The organism is Methylosinus sp. sav-2 (genome assembly GCF_004366495.1).
GTDB lineage: Bacteria > Pseudomonadota > Alphaproteobacteria > Rhizobiales > Beijerinckiaceae > Methylosinus.
In genome coordinates this window covers 109,153-130,000 of the sequence record NZ_SOEJ01000009.1, presented here as the reverse complement: position 1 = coordinate 130,000, position 20,848 = coordinate 109,153, and the positions used below count along the sequence as shown (strand labels likewise).

The 20,848-nt window shown below is 67.3% G+C and carries 24 protein-coding genes; 15 read left to right on the top strand and 9 right to left on the bottom strand.

Going from position 1 to position 20,848, the window contains the following annotated elements; all coding sequences use genetic code 11:
* Positions 1-2 precede the first annotated feature (2 nt).
* From EDE12_RS15380 to EDE12_RS15320, 14 genes are all read left to right on the top strand, one after another.
* Positions 3-476 (top strand): DUF2628 domain-containing protein, encoded by a 474-nt coding sequence (locus tag EDE12_RS15380; RefSeq protein WP_026599121.1) that lies wholly within the window; start codon positions 3-5, stop codon positions 474-476.
* Positions 473-1,120: an imidazole glycerol phosphate synthase subunit HisH gene (gene hisH, locus EDE12_RS15375; protein WP_026599120.1), complete on the top strand. Its 648-nt coding sequence runs from the start codon at positions 473-475 to the stop codon at positions 1,118-1,120. Before EDE12_RS15380 ends, hisH begins: the two co-directional genes overlap by 4 nt.
* Positions 1,108-1,857, top strand: a complete 750-nt coding sequence (hisA, locus tag EDE12_RS15370; protein ID WP_134188152.1) for a 1-(5-phosphoribosyl)-5-[(5-phosphoribosylamino)methylideneamino]imidazole-4-carboxamide isomerase — start codon at positions 1,108-1,110, stop codon at positions 1,855-1,857. The genes hisH and hisA overlap by 13 nt, the downstream gene beginning before the upstream one ends.
* On the top strand, positions 1,854-2,237 hold the full coding sequence (locus EDE12_RS15365) for a hypothetical protein (RefSeq protein WP_024880710.1): 384 nt from the start codon (positions 1,854-1,856) through the stop codon (positions 2,235-2,237). Before hisA ends, EDE12_RS15365 begins: the two co-directional genes overlap by 4 nt.
* Positions 2,234-2,527 carry a hypothetical protein gene (locus EDE12_RS15360; RefSeq protein ID WP_024880709.1) on the top strand — a complete coding sequence of 98 codons (294 nt, stop codon included), beginning with the start codon at positions 2,234-2,236 and terminating at the stop codon, positions 2,525-2,527. The genes EDE12_RS15365 and EDE12_RS15360 overlap by 4 nt, the downstream gene beginning before the upstream one ends.
* Positions 2,527-3,300, top strand: coding sequence for an imidazole glycerol phosphate synthase subunit HisF (gene hisF / locus EDE12_RS15355; protein ID WP_026599118.1), 774 nt, complete (start codon positions 2,527-2,529; stop codon positions 3,298-3,300). Before EDE12_RS15360 ends, hisF begins: the two co-directional genes overlap by 1 nt.
* Positions 3,297-3,623 carry a phosphoribosyl-ATP diphosphatase gene (locus EDE12_RS15350; protein WP_024880707.1) on the top strand — a complete coding sequence of 109 codons (327 nt, stop codon included), beginning with the start codon at positions 3,297-3,299 and terminating at the stop codon, positions 3,621-3,623. The genes hisF and EDE12_RS15350 overlap by 4 nt, the downstream gene beginning before the upstream one ends.
* Positions 3,620-4,585, top strand: coding sequence for a type I pantothenate kinase (gene coaA / locus EDE12_RS15345; RefSeq protein WP_026599117.1), 966 nt, complete (start codon positions 3,620-3,622; stop codon positions 4,583-4,585). The genes EDE12_RS15350 and coaA overlap by 4 nt, the downstream gene beginning before the upstream one ends.
* A gap of 85 nt (positions 4,586-4,670) precedes the next feature.
* Complete coding sequence (locus EDE12_RS21890) at positions 4,671-4,961, top strand: hypothetical protein (RefSeq protein ID WP_026599116.1); 291 nt, start codon at positions 4,671-4,673, stop codon at positions 4,959-4,961.
* The gene (locus EDE12_RS15340) at positions 4,886-5,521 is read left to right on the top strand and encodes a methyltransferase domain-containing protein (RefSeq protein WP_166671859.1); all 636 of its coding nucleotides are present in this window, start codon (positions 4,886-4,888) and stop codon (positions 5,519-5,521) included. Before EDE12_RS21890 ends, EDE12_RS15340 begins: the two co-directional genes overlap by 76 nt.
* A gap of 180 nt (positions 5,522-5,701) precedes the next feature.
* Positions 5,702-6,169, top strand: coding sequence for a carboxymuconolactone decarboxylase family protein (locus tag EDE12_RS15335; protein WP_024880704.1), 468 nt, complete (start codon positions 5,702-5,704; stop codon positions 6,167-6,169).
* On the top strand, positions 6,162-7,373 hold the full coding sequence (locus tag EDE12_RS15330) for an MFS transporter (RefSeq protein ID WP_024880703.1): 1,212 nt from the start codon (positions 6,162-6,164) through the stop codon (positions 7,371-7,373). The genes EDE12_RS15335 and EDE12_RS15330 overlap by 8 nt, the downstream gene beginning before the upstream one ends.
* A gap of 14 nt (positions 7,374-7,387) precedes the next feature.
* A complete protein-coding gene (locus EDE12_RS15325) occupies positions 7,388-8,740 on the top strand; it encodes an anion transporter (RefSeq protein WP_134188150.1) in 1,353 nt (450 codons plus the stop codon).
* Between the two features lie 72 nt (positions 8,741-8,812).
* The gene (locus tag EDE12_RS15320) at positions 8,813-9,193 is read left to right on the top strand and encodes a PRC-barrel domain-containing protein (RefSeq protein WP_024880701.1); all 381 of its coding nucleotides are present in this window, start codon (positions 8,813-8,815) and stop codon (positions 9,191-9,193) included.
* A gap of 67 nt (positions 9,194-9,260) precedes the next feature.
* On the opposite strand, the gene lpdA is transcribed toward EDE12_RS15320, so the two are convergent.
* From lpdA to EDE12_RS15295, 5 genes are all read right to left on the bottom strand, one after another.
* Positions 9,261-10,700, bottom strand: a complete 1,440-nt coding sequence (gene lpdA / locus EDE12_RS15315) for a dihydrolipoyl dehydrogenase (RefSeq protein ID WP_026599113.1) — start codon at positions 10,698-10,700, stop codon at positions 9,261-9,263.
* A gap of 101 nt (positions 10,701-10,801) precedes the next feature.
* A complete protein-coding gene (locus EDE12_RS15310; RefSeq protein ID WP_051592516.1) occupies positions 10,802-12,049 on the bottom strand; it encodes a hypothetical protein in 1,248 nt (415 codons plus the stop codon).
* A 39-nt stretch (positions 12,050-12,088) separates the two neighbouring features.
* Positions 12,089-12,454, bottom strand: coding sequence for a 50S ribosomal protein L20 (gene rplT / locus EDE12_RS15305; protein WP_018264711.1), 366 nt, complete (start codon positions 12,452-12,454; stop codon positions 12,089-12,091).
* A 46-nt stretch (positions 12,455-12,500) separates the two neighbouring features.
* Entirely contained in the window at positions 12,501-12,701 is a 201-nt protein-coding gene (gene rpmI, locus EDE12_RS15300) for a 50S ribosomal protein L35 (RefSeq protein WP_018264712.1), read from the bottom strand.
* A gap of 191 nt (positions 12,702-12,892) precedes the next feature.
* Entirely contained in the window at positions 12,893-13,099 is a 207-nt protein-coding gene (locus tag EDE12_RS15295) for a hypothetical protein (RefSeq protein ID WP_026599112.1), read from the bottom strand.
* Positions 13,100-13,239: 140 nt separating this feature from the next.
* Here EDE12_RS15295 and EDE12_RS15290 point away from each other — a divergent pair, with 140 nt between their 5' ends.
* Positions 13,240-14,031: a class III extradiol ring-cleavage dioxygenase gene (locus EDE12_RS15290; RefSeq protein WP_026599111.1), complete on the top strand. Its 792-nt coding sequence runs from the start codon at positions 13,240-13,242 to the stop codon at positions 14,029-14,031.
* Between the two features lie 66 nt (positions 14,032-14,097).
* Here the strand turns inward: EDE12_RS15290 and EDE12_RS15285 are convergent, their stop codons facing one another.
* The 4 genes from EDE12_RS15285 to EDE12_RS15270 form a co-directional block, all read right to left on the bottom strand.
* A complete protein-coding gene (locus tag EDE12_RS15285; RefSeq protein ID WP_026599110.1) occupies positions 14,098-15,015 on the bottom strand; it encodes a GNAT family N-acyltransferase in 918 nt (305 codons plus the stop codon).
* Between the two features lie 191 nt (positions 15,016-15,206).
* Complete coding sequence (locus tag EDE12_RS15280) at positions 15,207-17,342, bottom strand: OmpA family protein (protein WP_134188149.1); 2,136 nt, start codon at positions 17,340-17,342, stop codon at positions 15,207-15,209.
* A 107-nt stretch (positions 17,343-17,449) separates the two neighbouring features.
* On the bottom strand, positions 17,450-19,210 hold the full coding sequence (locus EDE12_RS15275) for an ATP-binding protein (RefSeq protein ID WP_026599109.1): 1,761 nt from the start codon (positions 19,208-19,210) through the stop codon (positions 17,450-17,452).
* Between the two features lie 73 nt (positions 19,211-19,283).
* Positions 19,284-20,822 carry a YifB family Mg chelatase-like AAA ATPase gene (locus tag EDE12_RS15270; protein ID WP_026599108.1) on the bottom strand — a complete coding sequence of 513 codons (1,539 nt, stop codon included), beginning with the start codon at positions 20,820-20,822 and terminating at the stop codon, positions 19,284-19,286.
* Positions 20,823-20,848 lie beyond the last annotated feature (26 nt).

The window sequence follows — 20,848 nt, the reverse complement described above, 5'->3', positions numbered from 1 at the left end:
CTATGGCCGTCTACACCGTCCTTATACCCAAGGCCGCGCCGGGCGAGGCTCCGCCGCCGGAGCGAATCGTCTTTCTGCGCGACGGCTTCTCGACGCCGGCCTTTCTCTTCGGCCCTTTGTGGCTGCTGTGGCGGCGTGCGTGGCTGCCGGCCGTCCTATGGACAGCTACGCTCGCGCTGATCCTCGGCGGCGGCGCGGCTCTGGGGATCAATCCCGCGGCGGCCTCGGTCTTGCAGCTGGCGCTCGGCCTGCTGCTCGGCCTCGAGGGGCCGCGGCTCGTCGCCTGGTCGCTCGAGCGCAAGGGTTACACGGAGAGCGCCGTAATGGTCGCGGCTAGGATCGATGAGGCCGAGGACGTGTTTTTCGCCAATTGGCGCCCCTCCGGCGTCCTCCCGACGACAGTGACGCCGCGGCCCGGCGGCCGGGCGGCGATGCGTTCGGTCATCGGCGGCCTGTTCGAGGAGCCGCGCGCGTGACCACGGCGATCATCGATTATGGATCGGGCAATCTGCACTCCGCCGCCAAGGCATTCGAGCGCGCCGCGCGGGAAGGCGAGGGGGCGGAGATCACCGTCACCAATGATCCAGATGTCGTGCGCCGGGCCGAGCGCATCTGCCTGCCGGGCGTCGGCGCCTTTCGCGATTGCCGCAACGGCCTCTCCGCCCTCGCCGGGCTGGACGAGGCGCTGCGCGAGGCGGTGATCGAGCGCGGCCGGCCGTTCCTCGGCATATGCGTCGGCATGCAGCTGATGGCGACGCGCGGCCTCGAGCATGGCGAGGCGGCCGGCCTCGGCTGGATCGCCGGCGATGTCGCGGTCATCGAGCCCGCGGACAAGAGTCTGAAAATCCCCCATATGGGCTGGAACACGCTGGAGCTGACGCGCCCGCATGCGCTCTTTTCCGGCATCCCCACGGGAAAGGACGGGCTGCACGCCTATTTCGTGCACTCCTACCAATTCCTGCCCGCTTCGCCCGGCCATATCGTGGCGACGACCGATTACGGCGCTCCGCTGACCGCGGCGGTGGCGCGCGACAATCTCGTCGGCACGCAATTCCATCCCGAGAAGAGCCAGAGGCTCGGCCTCGCTCTCATCGCGAATTTTCTGAGGTGGCGTCCGTGATCCTGTTTCCTGCGATCGATCTCAAAGAGGGTCAATGCGTGCGCCTCGTCGAAGGCGAGATGTCTTCGGCGACTGTGTTCAACGACGATCCGACCGCGCAGGCGCAGGCCTTCGCCGCCCAAGGCTTCGAATATCTGCATGTCGTCGATCTCGACGGCGCCTTCGCCGGCGCGCCGATGAACGCCCTCGCCGTGGAGGGCATTCTCGCCAACATAAAGATTCCGGTGCAGCTCGGCGGCGGCATTCGCGAGATGCGCACCATCTCGCGCTGGCTCGACAAGGGGATTTCGCGCGTCATCATCGGCACGGCCGCGGTGCGCGATCCGGCGCTGGTGCGCGAGGCGGCGCGTCTCTATCCGGGCCGCATAGCGGTGGGCATAGACGCCAAGGACGGCTTTGTCGCCGTCGAGGGCTGGGCGCGCCGCACCCATGTCTCGGCGCAGGATTTGGGCCGCAGCTTCGAGGACGCCGGCGTCGCCGCCATCGTCTACACTGATATTTCGCGCGACGGCGTGCTGAAGGGGCTCAACATAGAGGCGACGCTGGCGCTCGCTGACGCGCTGAGCATTCCGGTCATCGCCTCGGGCGGCCTCGCCTCGCTTGCCGACATTGAGCGTCTGCTGCAGCCCGACTGCAAGAAGCTCGCGGGCGCGATCACCGGCCGCGCGCTCTATGACGGGCGGCTCGATCCGGCGGAAGCGTTGGCGCTGATCCGCGCGGCGACGGAGGCGGCATGAGGCCGGAAGACGTCATCGCCCGCTTGACGTCCCGCGCCGGGGTGGTGCGCGTGAGAAACGTCATGAACCATGTCTTGTGGTTCATGACGGTGGGGACGCTCGCCTTTCTGACGGCGGCCTACGAATTCCAAGCCGACCCGGTGTTGAAGTATGTATTCGTCTTCTTTGCCGCCGTTCCGAGCGTCGTCTTTGTCATCACGCATTTCTACTTTATGTTGAAAAGCCCAGATCGCCTTCAGTCCGAAGAGTTTGTGGTGCGGCAGCACGAGCTTTGGATCGAGTCCCGAAGCAAGAGCGGTCTTCCGCAGAAAATCGAAGGAGAAGGCTTGGAGCTTCCCAATGTGATCGAGGTGGATCCGAGCGAAGGAGAGCAACCGTGAACGCTTTTCTCCTGGTTTACGATAGTTCGAGGACGTCGCGCGACCTCGTGTCCCGGCGCCTGGACAAGATTGCGGAGATCACGAACTGGTACGCCGTCTTCGACAATACTTTCTGCATCTCGTCCGAGCGCGACGCGCGGTGGCTCGCAGCGCAGATCAGGGAAGAGGTGATCCCTGACGTTCGATTCATCGTTACGGAAATCGAGACGAAGAAGAAGGGCGGCTGGCTCCCGAGAATTATCTGGGACTTCATCAATCGCCCGCAGTCTCCGGAATCCTCGGCCGCCTGATGCTCAAATCCCGCGTTATCCCCTGCCTCGACGTGAAAGAGGGCCGCGTCGTCAAAGGCGTCAATTTCGTCGATCTGCGCGACGCCGGCGATCCGGTCGAATGCGCCATCGCCTATGACGCCGCCGGCGCCGACGAGCTCTGCTTCCTCGACATCACCGCGAGCCACGAGAATCGCGGCATCATGCTCGATGTGGTGCGGCGCACGGCGGAGGCCTGCTTCATGCCGCTCACCGTCGGCGGCGGCGTGCGCAATGAGGACGATATTCGCAATCTCCTGCTCGCGGGCGCCGACAAGGCCTCGATCAATTCGGCCGCTGTGGCGGATCGGCAATTCGTGCGCGAGGCGGCGGAAAAATTCGGCTCGCAATGCATCGTCGTCGCCATCGACGCCAAGCGCGTCGGCGATCATTGGGAAATCTTCACCCATGGCGGCCGCCGCCCGACGGGCATAGACGCGGTCGAATACGCCAAGGAGGTCACGAGCCTCGGCGCGGGGGAGATATTGCTCACCTCCATGGACCGCGACGGCGCCAAAATCGGCTTCGACATCGGGCTGACCCGCGCCGTTGCGGATGCGGTCGATGTGCCGGTCATCGCCTCGGGCGGAGTCGGAACGCTGGATCATCTCGTCGAAGGCGTGCGCGAAGGCCATGCTTCCGCCGTTCTCGCGGCGTCTATTTTCCACTTCGGCGAGTTCACCATCCCGCAGGCGAAGCGATATATGGCGAAAGCGGGCATTCCGATGCGTCTCGACGGCCTGGAGCCCTCATGAGCGATTTCACCCTCGCCGATCTCGCGAAGATCATCGCATCGAAGCGGGGCGCAGACGCCGCGCAATCCTACACCAAGAGCTTGTTCGAGGCCGGAACGCCCCGCATCGCCAAGAAATTCGGCGAGGAGGCGGTGGAGACCGTCATCGCCGCCATGGAGGGCGACCGCAAGAATCTGACGAGCGAGGCGGCCGACACGCTCTATCATCTGCTCGTGCTGCTGGAGGCGGGCGGCGTCTCGCTCGCGGAAGTTCTCGCCGAGCTGGAGACGCGCACCGTCCAATCCGGCCATGCGGAAAAAGCGTCGCGCGGAGAGCGGAAATGAACGCCGAGGCTTATCTGGGAGCCGGCGTCGCGCTGTCGCCCTATCGGCGCTTCACCCGCGCCGAATGGGCGAGCCTGCGCGCCGACACGCCGCTCACGCTCACGATCGACGATTTGACGCGGCTCAAATCGCTCGACGATCCGATCTCGCTGGAAGAGGTCATCGAGATTTATCTGCCGCTCTCGCGCCTGCTCGCGCTCTATGTCGCGGCGACGCAAGGGCTGTTCAAGGCGACGCAGCGGTTTCTGGGCGCCGAGGACGGCAAGATGCCCTATATAATCGGCGTCGCGGGCTCGGTCGCCGTGGGCAAATCCACGACGGCGCGCATTCTCAAGGCGCTGCTGTCGCGCTGGCCCAACACGCCGAAGGTGGAACTCGTCACCACCGACGGCTTTCTCTATCCCAACGCCGTGCTCGAGCGCGACGGGCTGATGGACAAGAAGGGCTTTCCCGAGAGCTACGACAATCGCGCGCTGCTGCGCTTTCTCTCCGATGTGAAGGCCGGCCAACGCAATGTCGCAGCGCCGGTCTATTCGCATCTCATCTATGATGTGGTGCCGGACGAGTTCTTCTATGTCGATCGGCCGGATATTCTCATCGTAGAAGGCGTGAATGTGCTGCTCGCCAGCCGTCCGCGCGGCGATGGGCGCGAAATTCCCTTCGTCTCGGATTTCTTCGACTTCTCGGTCTATCTGCACGCCGAGGAGGCTGTGCTCGAGCAATGGTATGTCGAGCGCTTCCAGCGCCTGCGCGAGACGGCCTTCCGCGATCCGCTCTCCTATTTCAAGAAATACGCCGATCTCGACGATGCGGAGACGATGCGCGTCGCCAAGGACATTTGGACGCGCATCAATCTCGAAAATCTGCGCCGCAACATTTCGCCGACGCGTCCGCGCGCCAGCCTGGTGCTGACCAAAGGCGCGGACCATCGCATAGAGGAAGTCGCGCTGCGCAAGCTGTGAGCGAGCCGCGACGGCGCGTCCAATTCATTGCAGAGCCGCGCCGCTTCGATTGGCGCGGGCCTCATGTCATTGCGGAGGAGCGATCATGTCGGAGGCGCCGCATTCGGCGGATTACATTCACGACGAGCGCTTCGATTGGTGGAGCCGCGATTTTCTCCGCCTGCTGAAGTCGCGCGCCATAGGCGACGAGATCATGACGAGCCTCGCCGATTTCGGCGTCGGCGAAGGGCATTGGAGCCTCGGCCTTCTCGACGCCTTCGTCGATCTGCGGGAAGTGACGGGCGTCGATCGGGAGCGCGAATGGTGCGAGCGCTCCGCAAAAAATATGCTGAGCGCGCGCCGCATATCGCCTATCGCGCTGTCGAATCGGATGTGAGCGACACCGGCCTGCCCGGCGGCTCGTTCGACATCGTCACCGCGCAGACTTTGCTGATGCACAGCCTCGCGCCGGAAAAAATCGTCGCGGAAATGCGTCGCGTGGCGAAGCGCGGCGGAACGATCGTCTGCGTCGAGCCGGTCAATCATTTGAATTGGGCGCAGACGTTCGAATTGACGCATTTTCTGACGCCGTCTGAACGCGCCGCCTTCTATGGCGTCTGGGTCAGGTTCGTTGATTTCGTCAAAATCCGCAGAGGCGACCAGGATATCGGTCTGCGTCTGCCGACCCTGCTGGCGCGGGCGGGGCTCGAGAATATTCGCATATGGTCGAATGATCGCGTGCGTCTCGATCCGATCGAGACCTACGACATTGATTTTCTCGAAGAGGAAATGGGCCGCGACTGGGTAAGGGAGGCGTTGGCCGGCGCCGCGATCGGCGACGCCGAAATCGAATTCGTGAGGGCGATCGTCGCGAGAATTCGCGCCGAAAAACCGCGTGAGCTCGACTTCGTGCCGCGTGCGTCGTCGTGTTTCGTTTGCGTCGCGACTGCGCCGTGATCGCGCATCGGCGCAGGAACTTTTCCGCGCCGGGCAGAGTTGGTTCGAGCCGCCGGGCGCGCTCCATCCGGTGAGCGAGAGCGCCGGCGACACAGAGCGGGCGCGTTTGCTCACTATATTCGTCGATGATTCGAGCGAGACATTTCTGACGCTTCCCGACGTCCCAGCAGGAGAGAGAGAATGACCAGCCGTCTCGATTACGCTCACGCCGCGCCCGAAGGTATGAAAGCGCTCGGCGTCGCGCATTCCTATGTCGCCGCCAGCGGACTCGGCAAAGCGCTCATCGAGCTCGCCTATTTGCGCGTGTCGCAGATCAATGGCTGCGCCTATTGCCTCGATCTTCACACGCGCGCGCTCATCAGTGAAGGCTTCACCGTGGAGAAGCTCGCGCTGGTCTCCGTGTGGCGCGAGGCGGAGGCGCTGTTCAGCGAGCGCGAGCGCGCCGCTCTCGCCTGGGCGGAGACGGTGACGCGCGTCGCCGAGACCGGCGTTCCCGATGAGGAGTTCGCCGCGGTCTCGACGCAGTTTTCCGAGAAGGAGCTCGCCGATCTGACGATCGCGATCGGCCTGATGAACGCCTATAATCGCATCGCCATCTCCTTTCGCGCGACGCCCGGAGCGGTGAAGCGCGCCGCGAGCCATGCGTAGCGAGAGAGGGCTCGACTGGGTGAGCTTTCTGCTCGCCGATGTGCAGAGCGGCGTCGGGCCGTTTCTGGCCATTTATCTGTGGTCGAGCCAGCATTGGGACGCCACCCATATCGGCGTCATCATGACCATTGCCGGCGCGGCGACAGTGGCCGCGCGCGCTCCCGCCGGCGCGCTCGTCGATTGGACGCGCGGCAAGCGCGGGCTCATCGCCGCGGGCGCGCTGCTCGTCGCGGCGGGCTCTGCGGCGCTCGGTCTTTTTCCGTTTTTCTGGCCCGCGGCGGCGGCGCAGACCATCATCGGCGCCTGCGACGCGGTGTTTCCGCCGGCCATAGCGGCGATCAGCCTCGGCGTCGTCGGCCGCGCGCTTTTCGCCGAGCGCATCGGCCGCAATGAGGCCTTCAACCATGCCGGCAATGTGGTGACGGCGATCGCGGCGGGGCTCGCCGGTTGGCTGATCGCGCCGGTCGCCGTGCTGTGGCTCGTCGTGCTGCTCGCCTGCGCCAGCGCGCTCGCGCTGGTGATGATCGACGCGCGCGAGATCGACCATCGCGCCGCGCGCGGTCTTTCGGATGGCGACGACGATCCCGCCGATGGCGAGCGCCCGAGCGGGCTGCGCGTGATCTTCGAATCGCGTCCTCTGCTGATCTTCACCGCAGCGATCACGCTATTTCACTTCGCCAATGCCGCAATGCTGCCGCTGGTTGGCGAAAGGCTGAGCGAGGGGCGCGATCAGACCGGCTCGCTGTTCATGGCCGCCTGCGTCATCGCCGCGCAGGCGGTCATGATCCCCATGGCGGCCCTCGTCGGCGCCAAGGCCGATCGCTGGGGCCGCAAGCCGCTGCTGCTCGCCGGCTTCGCCGTGCTGCCGATTCGTGGGCTGCTCTACACGCTGTTCGACGATCCGCTCTATCTCGTCTCCATCCAATTGCTCGATGGCGTCGGCGCGGGCCTCTTCGGCGCTCTGTTCTTCATCGTGATCGACGATCTCACCGAGGGGACGGGCCATTACAGCCTCGCGCTCGGCGCCTCCGGCGCCTGCTGGGGCGCGGGCGCCGCGCTCAGCAATGTCGTCGCCGGCGCGCTCGTCGACACCGCCGGTTTCAATGCCGCTTTTCTGTTTCTCTCCGCCGTCGCGGCGCTCGCTTTTCTGCTGCTCTGGCTCGGCATGCCGGAAAGCGCTAAGCCAGAGCGATCCGCCGCTTGAACGCGTGAGTCCGAATGGCTGAAAAAGAACGCTCGCCCTTTGTCGCGGCGCTGCTGGCGGTCGCGCTCGTCTTCGTCGGCGCGCTCGCAGCTGGGGCCGGCGCGACGCTTCTCGCCTCGCTTCCGGCGCTGCTCGCGGGCGGCGCGTCGCCGGCCTGGACGCACGCTATCGCCATCATCGTCTTCGCCGGGACCTATGTCGTCATCGCGCTCGGCGAGGCGCCGGGCTTGCGGCTCGATCGCGCCGGCGCGGCGCTGCTCGGCGCCAGCCTTATGGTCGGGCTCGGCGTGCTGCCGCTGGACGCGGCCTATCGCGCCATCGATTTCGATACGATCACTCTTCTGCTCGGCATGATGATCGTCGTCGCCAATTTGCGTCTCTCCGGCTTTTTTCGGCTGGCGAGCAATTTCGTCGTCGCGCGTGCGAAGACGCCGCTCGCTCTGCTCGCCGCAATCGTGCTGGTGACGGGCGCTTTTTCCGCCTTTCTCGTCAATGACGCCATCTGCCTCGTGATGACGCCGCTCACCCTCGAGCTGACCAGACGCCTGAAGCGCGATCCTCTGCCCTATCTGCTCGCCGTGCCCATGGCCTCCAATGTCGGCAGCGTGGCGACGATCACCGGCAATCCGCAGAACATGATTATCGGCGGCCTGTCGCATATTCCCTATGGCGCCTTCGCCGCGGCGCTTTGGCCGGTCGCCGCCTTTGGCCTTCTCGCCACTTTCGTGCTGGTGGCGCTGTTCTACCGCGGCGAGTTTCTCACACGCGAGAGACTGCCCGAGGCGGCGCCGGCGCCGGCGCGGGCGCGCGGCTTTCTCGTCGTCAAATCGGTGCTGGTGACGCTCGCCATGATGGCGCTTTTCTTCGCCGGCCAGCCGGTCGCGAAAGTGGCCATCGTCGGCGGCGCGCTGCTGCTCGTCACCCGCCATGTGAAGGCGGAGAAGGTCTATCGCGAGATCGATTGGCCGCTTCTCTTGATGTTCGTCGGCCTGTTCATCGTCGTCGAAGGGCTCGAGACGACGGTGCTGACGCCGCAGGCCGTCGCCTCCATCGGCAATTTCGATCTGTCCGATGCGGGCGTTCTGTCGGCGGTTTCCGCGGTGCTCTCCAATGTCGTCAGCAATGTGCCGGCGGTGCTGGCGTTGAAGCCCTTCATCGCCGGCGCGGCCGATCCGCAGCGCGCCTGGCTCGTCGTCGCCATGGCCTCGACGCTGGCCGGAAATCTGACGCTCATCGGCTCCGTCGCCAATCTCATCGTCGCCGAGCGCGCCCGCGCCGCGGGCGTCTCCATCGGCTTCTGGGCCTATTTCAAAGTGGGCGCGCCGCTCACGCTGATCACCATCGCCTTCGGCGCATGGCGCCTGTGACCTTCGGCAACTTTTCGCCGCGCCGGGCGTTTCCATTCATCCGAGGGCCGGGGGCTCACGTGGGAGGTCGAAATGGCGACCGCTATCCCTGAACTCCAAATGATCTCGAGCGAGCATATCGTCGGCGCGAAAATCTTCGATCAGAGCGGCAAGGAAATCGGCGAGATCGATCATCTGATGATCGATCCCATCACCGGCCAGGCGCGCTACGCCATCGTCGATTTCTGTGGCTTCATGTGCCTGCGCAAGGGCCATCACGCCGTGCCGTGGAAGGCGCTCTGCTACGACCAGGACAGGCGTCGTTATACGACTTCTGTGACGGAGCAGATGCTCGAAAAGGCGCCGGAATATAGCGAGGCGAGCTGGACCGATCGCGACTGGGAGACGCGCATCCACCAGCATTACGGCGCAGCGCCCTATTGGGAAGGCGCGGCGCTGGAGGGGCGCCATTGATTTGATGCGAGCCTGACGGCTAGCGGGCTAAACGCCGCGAGCCGTCAGGCTCGCTCGGCGTCCTCCGTCAAATATGAATCGCCCGCCCGAAGGCGTCGAGCGCGCTCTCATGCATGGTCTCGGAGAGCGTCGGATGCGGGAAGATGGTCTCCATCAGCTCCGCCTCGGTCGTCTCCAGATTCATCGCGATCACGAAGCCTTGAATCAGCTCCGTCACCTCGGCGCCGATGAGATGCGCGCCGAGCAGGCGTCCGCTCTTTGCGTCGAAGATGGTTTTCACCAGGCCCTCCGTCTCGCCCATGGCGATGGCCTTGCCATTGGCGATATAGGGAAAGCGCCCGATCTTCAGCTCATGTCCCGCCGCTTTCGCCGCCGCTTCCGTGAGGCCGACCGAGGCGATCTGCGGATGGCAATAGGTGCAGGCGGGAATGCGCGTGCGCTCGATCGGATGCGGCGACAGGCCGGCGATCGCCTCGACGCAGACGACGCCCTCATGCTCCGCCTTATGGGCGAGCATTGGCGGGCCGGCGACATCGCCGATCGCATAAATACCTGAGACATTGGTGCGGCCGAGGCCGTCGGTGAGAATGACGCCGCGATCGGTATTCACGCCCAGAGCCTCCAGCCCCAGCCCCTCGCTATTGGGAACGACGCCGACGGCGGAGATGACGCGCTCGGCCTCTATGCTCTGCTCGCCGCTCTCGGTCGCGATCGTCGCGACGACGCCATTGTCGCTCTTGTCGAGCTTCGCGAGCTTGGCGCTGGTGATGATTTTTATCCCTTGCTTCTCGAAGGATTTGCGCGCCAGCGCGGCGATCTCGGCGTCTTCCGCCGGCAGGATTTGCGGCAGCGCCTCCACCAGAGTCACCTGCGCCCCGAAGGTCGAGTAGAAGGACGCGAATTCGACGCCGATCGCGCCGCCGCCGACGACGAGTAGTGATTTCGGCATGGAAGGCGGCAGCAGCGCCTCGAAATAGGTCCAGACGCGCTCGCCGTCCGGCTCGAGGCCCGGCAGGGCGCGTGGCCGCGCGCCGGTCGCGACGATGATATGTTTGGCCGAATAGACGCCTTCGCCGAGGATGTTTTTCGGCTTGGGGAGTTGCGGACGCGCGCCGAAACCCTTGGGCGCGGCGACGCGAAGCTCGCCCGGCGCGGTGAGCGCGGCCTCGCCCCAGATCACATCGATCTTGTTCTTCTTGCACAGGAACTCGACGCCGGCGTTGAGCCGCCCGGCGACAGCGCGCGAGCGTTTCACCAGCGCTTCGGCGTCGAAGGAGACCTCGCCCTCTATGCGCAGGCCGAAATCCTTCGCATGTTTTGCGAGACGAAAGACATCGGCCGAGCGCAGCAGGGCCTTGGTGGGAATGCAGCCCCAATTGAGGCAAATGCCGCCCAAATGCTCGCGCTCGACAATGGCCGTCTTCAGCCCGAGCTGCGCGGCGCGGATGGCGGCGACATAGCCGCCCGGCCCGCCGCCGATGACGATGAGATCATAAGAATTGGCCATGGAACCCTCGCGACCGCCGGCGCCGCTCGAATGATTCCCTTCGAGCCGCTGCGCGCTCATATGTGGCCGATGCGAGCGCCGGGCGCCATAGGCGCGGGGCGTCAGGGCCGCGTCAGCTGCCGGCGCAGTTCCGCGCGCCCGCGCCGCTCGAAATGCGCGCGGGCGGAAGGGTAGCGGCCGCGCGCGATCAGAAAGGCGACGTCGGGATTGCGCGCGACATAGGCCTCGGCGTCGAAATCCTCCGGCGTGGCGGGCCGGTCGCGCGGGATCATCTGCACGCGCCCCTCGTAGCGGCCATAGCGCGCAAAATGCGCGCGGCCGGAGAGAATGCTCCCGCTGCGCACCTTATCGGCGACATCCGGATTGGCGTAGAGATAGGCGCGCTCGTCGAAATTCTCGAGCGTCGCGATTTGCGCGAAGCTCGCCTCCGGCGGCAAAATGGGCGAAGGCGCAGCCTCGCGCGGGGTCAGCGGGCGCAGCTCGCGCAAAAAGGCGAGGGCGCGGCGCAAGGCGCGGTCGCCCGATATCGCCGCCGCCTCCAGCCGCAGCGGCGCCAGCTCCGCCGCGCCGATGCGCGCGCCGCGCCGATCGGCCTCGGCGGCGATGTCGTAGAAGCGCAGAAAATGCGCATAGCCCCGCGGATCGCGGGCGTAGAGCTGCGAGAGCAGATCGGTCCCCGCCGGCGCGGCCGCGAGGCGGCGCGCATCCTCGGCCTTGGGGCCATGGAAATGCACGATGGAAGCGCCCCATGCGACGCCCCAATAGGGCTTCCAATGCATGGCGAGCGGCAGATGATCCCAGCGCCCGGCGAAATGCGCGTTGAGCGCCTCTTGATCGTAATGATGCGGCAGGCCGAGCGCGGCGCGCGCGCTCCGCATCAGCGGCTCATATTCGGCGCGCATGGCCGGGACGTTGAGGAGCAGCACGCCCGAGCAGAATTGCGACCACTCATGCGGCTCGTGCTGGGGCGCGGCGGCGAAATAGCGCGGCCGCAGCGGCGAAAGCTCGACCCGCCGGGCGAACAGCACGTCGCAATCGGTGTAGAGGACGAATTCGTCCTTCGTCTCGATGAGGGGAATTTCGAGCCGCAGAAAGGCGCCGGCGGCGATGGAGCGGCTCCAGTCCGGCGTCTCCGGCGTCGCCTCTATGGCCTCGATGAGGCCGGAGCGCCGGCTGTGGATCTGGACGGGCGCGTCATGGCCGAGGCTGGCGCGGAGCCGGTCCGCCTCGCCGTCGAAGACGAGATGCGGCTCGAGCCCCGCTATGTCGATCGCCGTGCGGACGGCGACGCGCAAATGCTCGGCGTAGCGGTCGAGAGCCGACGCGTTCAGGCAGGAATACCATTTCATCCGAAAGGATTCCCGCGTCGAAGCGTCGGCGCCGACGGATCAGGCCGTCTGCGGCAGCGCGGCCTTGGCCTTCTCGACGATGGCCTTGAAGGCCTCCGGCTGGGTGATGGCCAGCTCGGACAGAACCTTGCGGTCCACGGTGACGCCGGCCTTGGCGAGGCCGTCGATGAAGCGGCTGTAGGTCAGGCCCAGCTCACGCACGGCGGCGTTGAGGCGCTGAATCCACAAAGCGCGGAAGACGCGCTTCTTGGCCTTGCGGTCGCGCGTCGCATATTGCATCGAGCGATCGACGGCGGCCTTGGCGGCGCGGATGGTGTTCTTGCGACGGCCGTAGAAGCCTTTGGCGGCATCTAGGGTCTTCTTGTGCTTGGCGTGCGAGGTGACGCCGCGTTTGACGCGAGCCATGACATGATCCTTTCAGGAAATCCGAAATCGGGGGAAGGGGAGAAGCTCAGCCGTTGGGCAGGAAATACTTCTTGACGTTGTCGCCGTCCGTCTTGAACAGGACGGACGTCCCGCGCAGATTTCGGATCTGCTTGTTGGTGCGCTTGATCATGCCGTGGCGCTTGCCCTTCTGGGCATAGACCACCTTGCCGGTGCCGGTGATCTTGAAGCGCTTTTTGGCGCCCGATTTGGTCTTCAGCTTGGGCATTTTGCTCTCCTGGGCCGAGGCCCTGTTCTGCGCGCCGGTTTCCCGGCGCTTTATTCGCGCGAGCGAAAAGAACCGCCACGGCAGCCCATCACTGGCCGGGCGGTTCGGAAGCGCGGCTTATAAGCGGAAAGACAGGAGGTTGGCAAGCCCGTGTGACAAAGCCCGGCGAGCGCGGCCGTTCCCGAGACGGTCTACGCCCCGCGTCGCGGCTTGGCCAGCCGCCACAGCCATAGGCAGAGGCCGAGCAGCACGATCAGCGCCACCGCGCTCGGCCATAGCGGCATGGAGGCGCCGCCGACCTGAATATCCGGCTGCGTCGCCAGCCGCCCCGCCTGTCCGAGCGCCATCAGGCCGAAAATAACCGCCGCCACTTTCAATCCGGTGATTTGGGAGTCCATCGCTTCGTCCTCCAGAAATCCTCGGTGCTCTCATATAAAAGCGCGCGCGGCGGGGAAAAGGGCGCGCCCCGGGTCAGGGCGCCACATTGCGGCCCGGTCCGGCTCGGCCTATCTGCAGCTCTCATCCAGCGGAGGCTTCGATGCGGCAGCCGGCGATTTTCATCTCTCACGGCGGCGGCCCCTGCTTTTGGGTGGACGGCCCCATGGCCCGCGCCTTCGATGGGCTGAAGGCCTATCTCGCCGGCCTGCTCGCGTCTCTGGCGGAGCGTCCGCGCGCCATTCTCATCGTCTCGGCGCATTGGGAGGAGAAGCGGGTCACTCTGGGCGCGGCGAAAGCGCCCGGCATGATCTTCGATTATTACGGCTTCCCCGAGCACACCTACCGCCTGACCTATCCCGCGCCCGGCGCGCCGGAACTCGCCGAGCAGGCGCGCGGGCTGCTAGCGGCGTCCGGCGTCGAGGCGGCGCTGGACGCCGCGCGCGGCTTCGATCACGGCGTCTTCGTGCCCATGCTGATCGTCGAGCCCGGCGCGACGATTCCGATTCTCACTCTGTCTTTGCGTGACGATCTCGATCCCGCCTTTCACATCGGCGTCGGCGCGGCGCTCGCGCCTCTGCGCGATGACGGCGTTCTCATCCTCGGCAGCGGCAACAGTTTCCATAATCTGCGCACATTCTTCGACGGCGAGGCGCGCGCCGCCGCCGGTTTCGACGCTTGGCTGACAGACGCCGTGACGAAGCCGAGCCCCGAGGAACGCAATGCGCTGCTCGCGCAGTGGAGCGAGGCGCCATTCGCGCGCGCCTGCCATCCGCGCGAGGAGCATCTTCTGCCGTTGATGGTGGTCGCCGGAGTGGCTGGAGCGGACGTGGGACGCCGCGTCTTTCACGATGCGGCCGTGGGCAAGGCGATCTCCGGCTTCGCCTTCGGCTGAGCGTGCGGACCGACTCCCGATCGCGTGCAATGCGCGCGTCGGGAGTGACAAGAGAGGCTCGACCGCTCAGGCCGCGTCGCGCGCTTCCGCCGGGCCGAAATAATCGAGATAGCGCGCATCGATCTCCGCGACGCGCAAGACGACGAACACATCCGTCGTGTTGAACTTGCGATCGACCACGGCGCCGTCGCCGAATTTGGCGCCGCAGCGCAGATAGCCCTTTATCAGCGGCGGCAGCGCGCTCATCGCCTTGCGCGGATCGACGGCCTCTTTCGCCAGCATCTCCATCGGCACATGCATTTCGCGCCGTGCGCTCACGCGCCAATCTTCGTCGGCGCGCGCATGATGCGCGAGGAAGCTCAGCGCCGTCGCATGGGCGAGCGGATTGGCGCCCTCGAGACTCGCGCAGCCGATCATTGCATCGATGCGATGATGCCGGACATAAGCGAGTATGCCGCGCCACAAAAGCTCGATCGTGCGCTTGCCGCGATATTGCTCGAGCACGCAGGAGCGGCCGAGCTCGAGAAAGCGCGTTCCATCGTGACGGGCGAGCAGCGGGGCAATGTCATATTCTCCGGCCGAATAGAATCCGCCCTTCTTCTCCGCGACATCGCGGCGTAGCAGGCGATAGGCGCCGACGACCTTGGGCTTGATCTTGCCGAAGCGATTGCGCGCCGCATGATCGATGACGATGAGATGATCGCAGAATTTGTCGAAACGATCGGCGTCGCGCCGCGTGATCGCGGCCTTGGCGTCGGGAATTGCGCCGCCCTTGCGGAAAAAAACCTTGAAGCGCAGCCGCTGCGCCTTGCGGATTTCCTTCTTGCTGCAGGCGAGCCGCACCTCGAGCGAGCCGAGCAGCGCGAGCGGGCCTTCGAGCCCGCCATGCTTCTTCTTTTTCGGCTTCAGGAGATTTTGCGGCTTCAGCAGGGGAAAGGCGCCTGCGATGATCTTGCGGCCGGCGTCGGCGTGGATCGCCCACATGTCGCGTATCGTCTCCGCTCGTGTCGCGCTCGCGCTTTTCGAGCGCTTGCGATCGAAGCGTTAGATCACGAGCGGGCGAAGCTTTTGTGACGACCTGCGGCGTTTGGATCGCGAGCCTTCAGGCTCGCATCGTGCGCAAATAGCTCATGGAGACGGCGCGCGAAGATGCGCGCCGTCTCGTTTGTCTTTCCTCAGCGCCGATGCGTCTCGGCCTGTGGGCCGCTCAGCAGCGGCGTTATTCGACGCACGGTCACGCGGCGATTCTCGCGCGAGGGACCTTGCGTCTGCACTTTGAGATATTGCTCGCCATAGCCTTGCGTCGTCAGATTTTCCGGCGGCACGCCGAAGTCGCGCGACAATATCGTCGCCACCGACTGCGCGCGCCGATCGGAGAGCGACAGATTGTCGACGTCCGAGCCCACCGCATCCGAGTGGCCTTCGATGAGGAACACTTCGGCGGGATTGCGCTTGATCGCTTCGTTGAGCGCCTCTGCGACCGTTACGAGACGTTGCGCTTGATCCGGCGTGATCGCCCAGGAGCCCGTGTCGAAATTGATCGTGTCGATATCGACGCTGCGCGTATAGGCGCGCACGGACGGGCTGTAGCGAATCTCGTCCAGAGTGTAGCGGCGCTGCATGGGCGCGAGCGGCGGCGCCGTCAGCGTCTCATAGATCAGACGCTCATCCGCGGCGCCGTAATCGACGACATAAGCGTCCGGAGCGATCTCGATCGGCGGCGGCGGCAGCACCACCACCTCCTCCGCAAAGCCGCGCGGCGGACCGCGGAAGCCATTGTCGATGAGAATGATCTCTCGGCCGTCGGGGAAGCGGCGCAAGCGACGCAGCAGCACGCCATTGGCGTCGGTGTAGGTGAGCACCTCGCCGCCGTCGCGGCGGGCGTAGACGCTCACATATTCCTCGCCGCGACGCTCGCTGCGCAGATTGCCGCCGAGCTCGCGGAAGCGCTCGTTCTCGTCGTGACGGATGAAGGCGCCGCCGCTCTCGCGCACGATGGTGCGGCCGGGCTCCTGCACGACCGTCACGCCGTCGCGCTCGAATTGCTGGCGACGTGCGTGGACATCGTCGAGCCGATGCGCGCCCGGCTGGCTCAGCACGAAGCCGCCGACGAGGCCGGCCGCCGCGCCGATCGCCGCCGCTGCGGCCGGCGACACGCGCGGTCCGCCGCCCGCCGGTGGCGCGCCATGCGGCGGAGCCGGCGGGCCGCCATAGGCGGCTCCAGAGGGGGGCGGCCCACCTGCCGGCGGGACGCCATAGGCGGCGCCTCCGGCTTGCGGTGGAACATGCGGCGGGACGGAGCCGGCGCCGGGAGGCGCGCCGGGCGGGATCGCGCCTTGCTGTCCAGGCGGCAGAAAGCGTCCCCCAGGACCTGCGGCCGGCGGCGCGCCCGCATGATCTCCGGCCGGAGCAGCGCCGGGCGGCGGGCCATTGGGACGCGGCGCGGCGCCGGGCTGGGCCGTGGACGGCAGGAAGTTGCCGCCCTGCGCCGGCGTCCCGGCGGGCGGCTGTCCATGCGGCGCCGGCGCCTCGGGCGCGCCGCCGGCCGCTGGTGTGGGATGCGGTCCGCCGAGATGCGCCGGCGCTCCATTCGAGCCATTGGGCGGAAGGTTTTGGCCGCCGCCGGCTGGCGGGGTCGCGGAATGCGCCGGCGGGGCGGGGACGGCGGGCGAGGCGGGAGGCTGCTGTCCAATAGCGGGCGTGACGATCGGAGCGGCCGGCGCGATGCGGGCGGCGGGCGCGCCGGCGCCGGGGCCATGGTCGCCGCTCGGGGCGGGAACAGGGGGCCGGCCGGCCGCGGGAGCGCGATTCTCATGCGGGATGGACGGCGAGGGGCTCTGGGCGGCGGCCGGATTGGCGGGCGCGATCGGATGGGGAATGGGGATGGCCGCAGGCGCCGCCGTAGGATGCGGCGGCGGAGCTTGCCGAATCGGCGCGGCCTGCTGCGGCGGATGGATTATGGCGGGGGCGGGCGGGGCCGGCGGCGCCGCGCGCAGCTGCGGGCGCGGAAACGGCGGGGCGCCGGCTCCGGGATAGGGGGAGGGCGGCGGCGCGGAGGGCGCATGCTGAATGGGCGCCGGATGGAAAGGCGCCGCGGGCGGGGCCGCCGGGGCTGGGTGGGGAGCTGGCGCCGGTTGGGCCGGCCGCTGCGCCGGGGGGCGCTTTTCGTGATTTGGATCAAAGCCTTGCGGCGCGGCCTGCGCCAGCAATAGGGCTTCGCTGGCCGCGGCCGGCGCAATTCCGGCTTGCGGGCCGAGCGCCAGCGACGGCGTCATCAGCCCCGCGAGCAGCAAATTTTTTCGTCTCGACATTGTGTTCTCCCGACAAGGGCGTGAGCCATCGCAATCCCCGCGCTGCCGTTGTGACCTGCGCGCGGGGCGAAATTTTTTCTTTTTTGTGGCTATGGCGGCGCGCGCCGTCAGATCGCCTCGCGATCGCCATTCGCGCGGCGGCGCGCGGCGTCGATCGCCTCGAGAATCGTCCTCGACAAGGCGTCGAACTCGACGGGCTTGGTCAGCAGGAAATCGACCCCGGCTCCGCGCGCGGCGCGCTCGTCCTCCTCGAGCGCGCTGGCGGTCAGCGCGATGATCGGCAGCCGCCGCGCGCCCATGCGCGCCTCCTCCGCCCGAATGAGGCGCGTCGCCTCGAGGCCGTCGAGCTCGGGCATGAAGACGTCCATCAAAATGGCGTCGAAGGGCCGCAGCCGCCCGCCGATGGAGGAGCGCGCCAGCTCGACGGCGCGCGCGCCATCCTCGACGCGCGTCACCAGCGCGCCGAGCTTCTCGAGATGGCGGCAGACGATCAGCGCATTGACGTCATTGTCCTCGACGACGAGCACGCGCCGGCCGGCGAGCGTGCGCTCGGGCGCGACGAAATCCTCGTCGTTGCGCGTCGGCGGCGGGGCGGCGGACAGGCGCTCGACCAGCGAGGCGGCGCGCACCGGCTTCACCAGCCAGCCGTCGAAATGGCGCAGCGCCGCCTCGCCGAAGGCGCGTCGCTCCATGGGCGAGAACATCAGGAACACGCGGCCGGCGCCGGCGCGGCGCGCCTCGTCGGCGAGACGCTCGGTCGCCTCCTCGCCGAAGGCGCAATCGACGATGACGGCGTCGAAACGGCCATCCGGCTCGCCGTCCAGACGGCGCGCGCCATGCGTCTCCTCCCGCGCGATCTCGGTCTGCGCGCCGGCCCCGCGCAGGATCTCGGCCATGAACGGCCCTTCGAAGATCGTCGGCGAGACGATCAGAACGCTCGAGCCGGCGAGCGGCCGCTTGCGCTCACGCGTGCGGTCGTCGAAGAGGGCATGCGGCCCGCGCGGCAGGGTGAAGGCGAAGATCGCGCCGGCGCCCGCCGCCTCCTCTATCTCCAGCCGGCCGCCCATCAGCGCGGCGAGATGGCGCGAGATGGCGAGGCCGAGGCCGGTGCCGCCATGGCGCCGCGTCGACGAGCCGTCGCCTTGCTCGAACTCCTCGAAGATGATCTCGCGGGCCGCCGGCGCGACGCCCGGCCCCGTGTCGGCGACGCGAAACAGCAGCGCGCCTTTGGCGTCGCGCTCGACGCGCAGGCCGACGCCGCCGCTCGCGGTGAAATTCACGGCGTTGCCGGCGAGATTGACCAGCACCTGGCGCACGCGCGCGGCGTCGCCGGCGACGATCTCCGGCGCGTCCGGCGCGATATAGCTCGCGATCTCGAGATGCTTGGCCTGGGCGCGCGGCGCCAGCAGCTCGACGACGCCCTCGACGAGCGGCGCAAGCGCGAAGGGCTCGACCGACAGCTCGATCTTGCCGGCCTCGATCTTCGAGAAATCCAGAATATCGTCGATGAGCTGTGCGAGCGAGCGGCCGGAGGCGGCGATCGCCTCGACATAGCTCGCCTGCTCGGCGTCGAGCCGCGTCGCCGCGAGCAATTGCGCGAGGCCGAGCACGCCATTGAGCGGCGTGCGAATCTCATGGCTCACCGTGGCGAGAAAGCGCGATTTGGCCTGGCTTGCCGCCTCGGCGCGGTCGCGCGCGGCGGCGGCGGCGCGCAGCTCCCAGATTTCGTCGCGCAATCCTTCTAGCTCTGTCTCGACCGCGCGGCGGCGGCGCGCCCGGCGCGCGCGCACGAGCCATAGCCAGACGCCCGGCGCGAGAGCGGCGAAAAAAGCGAGAAGGACAAAAACGCAAGGAGGAACAGCGGGCATGCGGGACGGTCCAGAGCCATTCGACGAAGATGCAATTATTTCACGGCAATCCACAGAAAAGTATGAATTGGGCTCAGGCGGCGACGCGGGCTCCGGCGGAGCCGCCGCGATAGGCGAGAGCTTCGGCGAGATGGCGGCGCGCTATGGCGTCCGAGCCGTCGAGATCGGCGATGGTGCGAGCGAGCTTCAGCGCGCGATGGAAGCCGCGCGCCGAGAGGCCGAGGCGCTCGGCCGCCTCGCGAATCAGCGCCGTTCCGGAGGCGTCGAGCGCGGCGGCTTTTTCGATCGCGCTGGCCGGCGCGCTGGCGTTGGTGGTGGAGCCGGGAAGGCCGAGAGCCGCATAGCGTCGGCTTTGGCGTTCGCGCGCCGCGGCGACGCGCGCCGCCACCTCGGCCGAGCCTTCGGCCGGCGGCGGCAGCACGAGATCGGCCGCCGAGACCGCCGGAACCTCGATCCTGAGGTCGAAACGGTCGATCAGCGGGCCTGAGAGCCGCGCCTGATATTGGGCGATGCAGCGCTCATTGGGCTGGCGGCGGCAGGCGAAGCCCGGCTCCAGCGCATGGCCGCAGCGGCAGGGGTTCATCGCCGCGACGAGCTGGAAGCGGGCCGGATAGACGGCGCGATGATTGGCGCGGGACACGGCGACCTCGCCGGTCTCCAGTGGCTGGCGCAGGCCATCGAGCGCCTGCGCCTGGAACTCCGGCAGCTCGTCGAGGAACAGCACGCCATTATGGGCGAGCGAGATCTCGCCCGGACGCGCATGGGAGCCGCCGCCGACCAGCGCCGGCATGGAGGCGGAATGATGCGGCGCGCGAAACGGGCGCCGATCGGTGAGCTCGCCGCCGGCGATCTCGCCCGCGACGGAATGGATCATCGAGACTTCCAGAAGCTCGCGCGGCGACAATGGCGGCAGAATGGAGGGAAGGCGCGCCGCCAGCATGGATTTGCCGGCGCCGGGCGGGCCGTTCATCAGGAGATTATGGCCGCCGGCCGCCGCGATCTCCAGCGCCCGCTTGGCGCTCTCCTGGCCCTTTATGTCGGAGACGTCCGGCAGCGCCGTCGCCGCCGCGCGCACGGCCGGCTCGGGCCGCGAGAGCGCCTGAACGCCTTTGAGATGATTGACGAGCTGGATCAGCGAGCGCGGCGCGATCACCTCCATGTCGCTCGACGCCCAGGCCGCCTCCGGCCCGCATTGGCGCGGGCAGATGAGCCCATGGCCGCGCGTGTTGGCGGCGACCGCCGCGGGCAGAACGCCGGCGACCGGCGCGATGGCCCCGTCGAGCCCCAATTCGCCGAGCACGGTGAAGCCGTCCAGCGCATCCGAGGGGATGGCGCCGATCGCCGCCATCACGCCGAGCGCGATCGGCAGATCATAATGGCTGCCCTCCTTGGGCATGTCGGCCGGCGCGAGATTGACGGTGATGCGCTTGGCCGGCAGGGCGAGGCCGGAGGCGACGAGCGCCGCCCGCACCCGCTCCCGCGATTCGGCGACCGCCTTGTCGGCGAGGCCGACGAGGGTGAACACGACATTGCCGCTGGCGATCTGCACCTGAACGTCGACGGGCTTGGCCTCTATGCCCTCGAAGGCGACCGTCGCGACTCTGACCACCATGACGAAAGCTCCGAGACCCCGATATC

Coding starts and splice junctions, on each gene's coding strand:
- lpdA (WP_026599113.1), bottom strand. CDS start 10,700: ATGGCCAATTCTTATGATCTCATCGTCATCGGCGGCGGGCCGGGCGGC.
- EDE12_RS15285 (WP_026599110.1), bottom strand. CDS start 15,015: ATGTGGGCGATCCACGCCGACGCCGGCCGCAAGATCATCGCAGGCGCC.
- EDE12_RS15330 (WP_024880703.1), top strand. CDS start 6,162: ATGCGTAGCGAGAGAGGGCTCGACTGGGTGAGCTTTCTGCTCGCCGAT.
- EDE12_RS15290 (WP_026599111.1), top strand. CDS start 13,240: ATGCGGCAGCCGGCGATTTTCATCTCTCACGGCGGCGGCCCCTGCTTT.
- EDE12_RS15270 (WP_026599108.1), bottom strand. CDS start 20,822: ATGGTGGTCAGAGTCGCGACGGTCGCCTTCGAGGGCATAGAGGCCAAG.
- EDE12_RS15320 (WP_024880701.1), top strand. CDS start 8,813: ATGGCGACCGCTATCCCTGAACTCCAAATGATCTCGAGCGAGCATATC.
- hisF (WP_026599118.1), top strand. CDS start 2,527: ATGCTCAAATCCCGCGTTATCCCCTGCCTCGACGTGAAAGAGGGCCGC.
- EDE12_RS15280 (WP_134188149.1), bottom strand. CDS start 17,342: ATGTCGAGACGAAAAAATTTGCTGCTCGCGGGGCTGATGACGCCGTCG.
- EDE12_RS15380 (WP_026599121.1), top strand. CDS start 3: ATGGCCGTCTACACCGTCCTTATACCCAAGGCCGCGCCGGGCGAGGCT.
- EDE12_RS15335 (WP_024880704.1), top strand. CDS start 5,702: ATGACCAGCCGTCTCGATTACGCTCACGCCGCGCCCGAAGGTATGAAA.
- EDE12_RS15295 (WP_026599112.1), bottom strand. CDS start 13,099: ATGGACTCCCAAATCACCGGATTGAAAGTGGCGGCGGTTATTTTCGGC.
- EDE12_RS15310 (WP_051592516.1), bottom strand. CDS start 12,049: ATGAAATGGTATTCCTGCCTGAACGCGTCGGCTCTCGACCGCTACGCC.
- coaA (WP_026599117.1), top strand. CDS start 3,620: ATGAACGCCGAGGCTTATCTGGGAGCCGGCGTCGCGCTGTCGCCCTAT.
- rpmI (WP_018264712.1), bottom strand. CDS start 12,701: ATGCCCAAGCTGAAGACCAAATCGGGCGCCAAAAAGCGCTTCAAGATC.
- EDE12_RS15365 (WP_024880710.1), top strand. CDS start 1,854: ATGAGGCCGGAAGACGTCATCGCCCGCTTGACGTCCCGCGCCGGGGTG.
- EDE12_RS15275 (WP_026599109.1), bottom strand. CDS start 19,210: ATGCCCGCTGTTCCTCCTTGCGTTTTTGTCCTTCTCGCTTTTTTCGCC.
- rplT (WP_018264711.1), bottom strand. CDS start 12,454: ATGGCTCGCGTCAAACGCGGCGTCACCTCGCACGCCAAGCACAAGAAG.
- EDE12_RS15325 (WP_134188150.1), top strand. CDS start 7,388: ATGGCTGAAAAAGAACGCTCGCCCTTTGTCGCGGCGCTGCTGGCGGTC.
- EDE12_RS15340 (WP_166671859.1), top strand. CDS start 4,886: ATGGTGCGAGCGCTCCGCAAAAAATATGCTGAGCGCGCGCCGCATATC.
- EDE12_RS15350 (WP_024880707.1), top strand. CDS start 3,297: ATGAGCGATTTCACCCTCGCCGATCTCGCGAAGATCATCGCATCGAAG.
- EDE12_RS21890 (WP_026599116.1), top strand. CDS start 4,671: ATGTCGGAGGCGCCGCATTCGGCGGATTACATTCACGACGAGCGCTTC.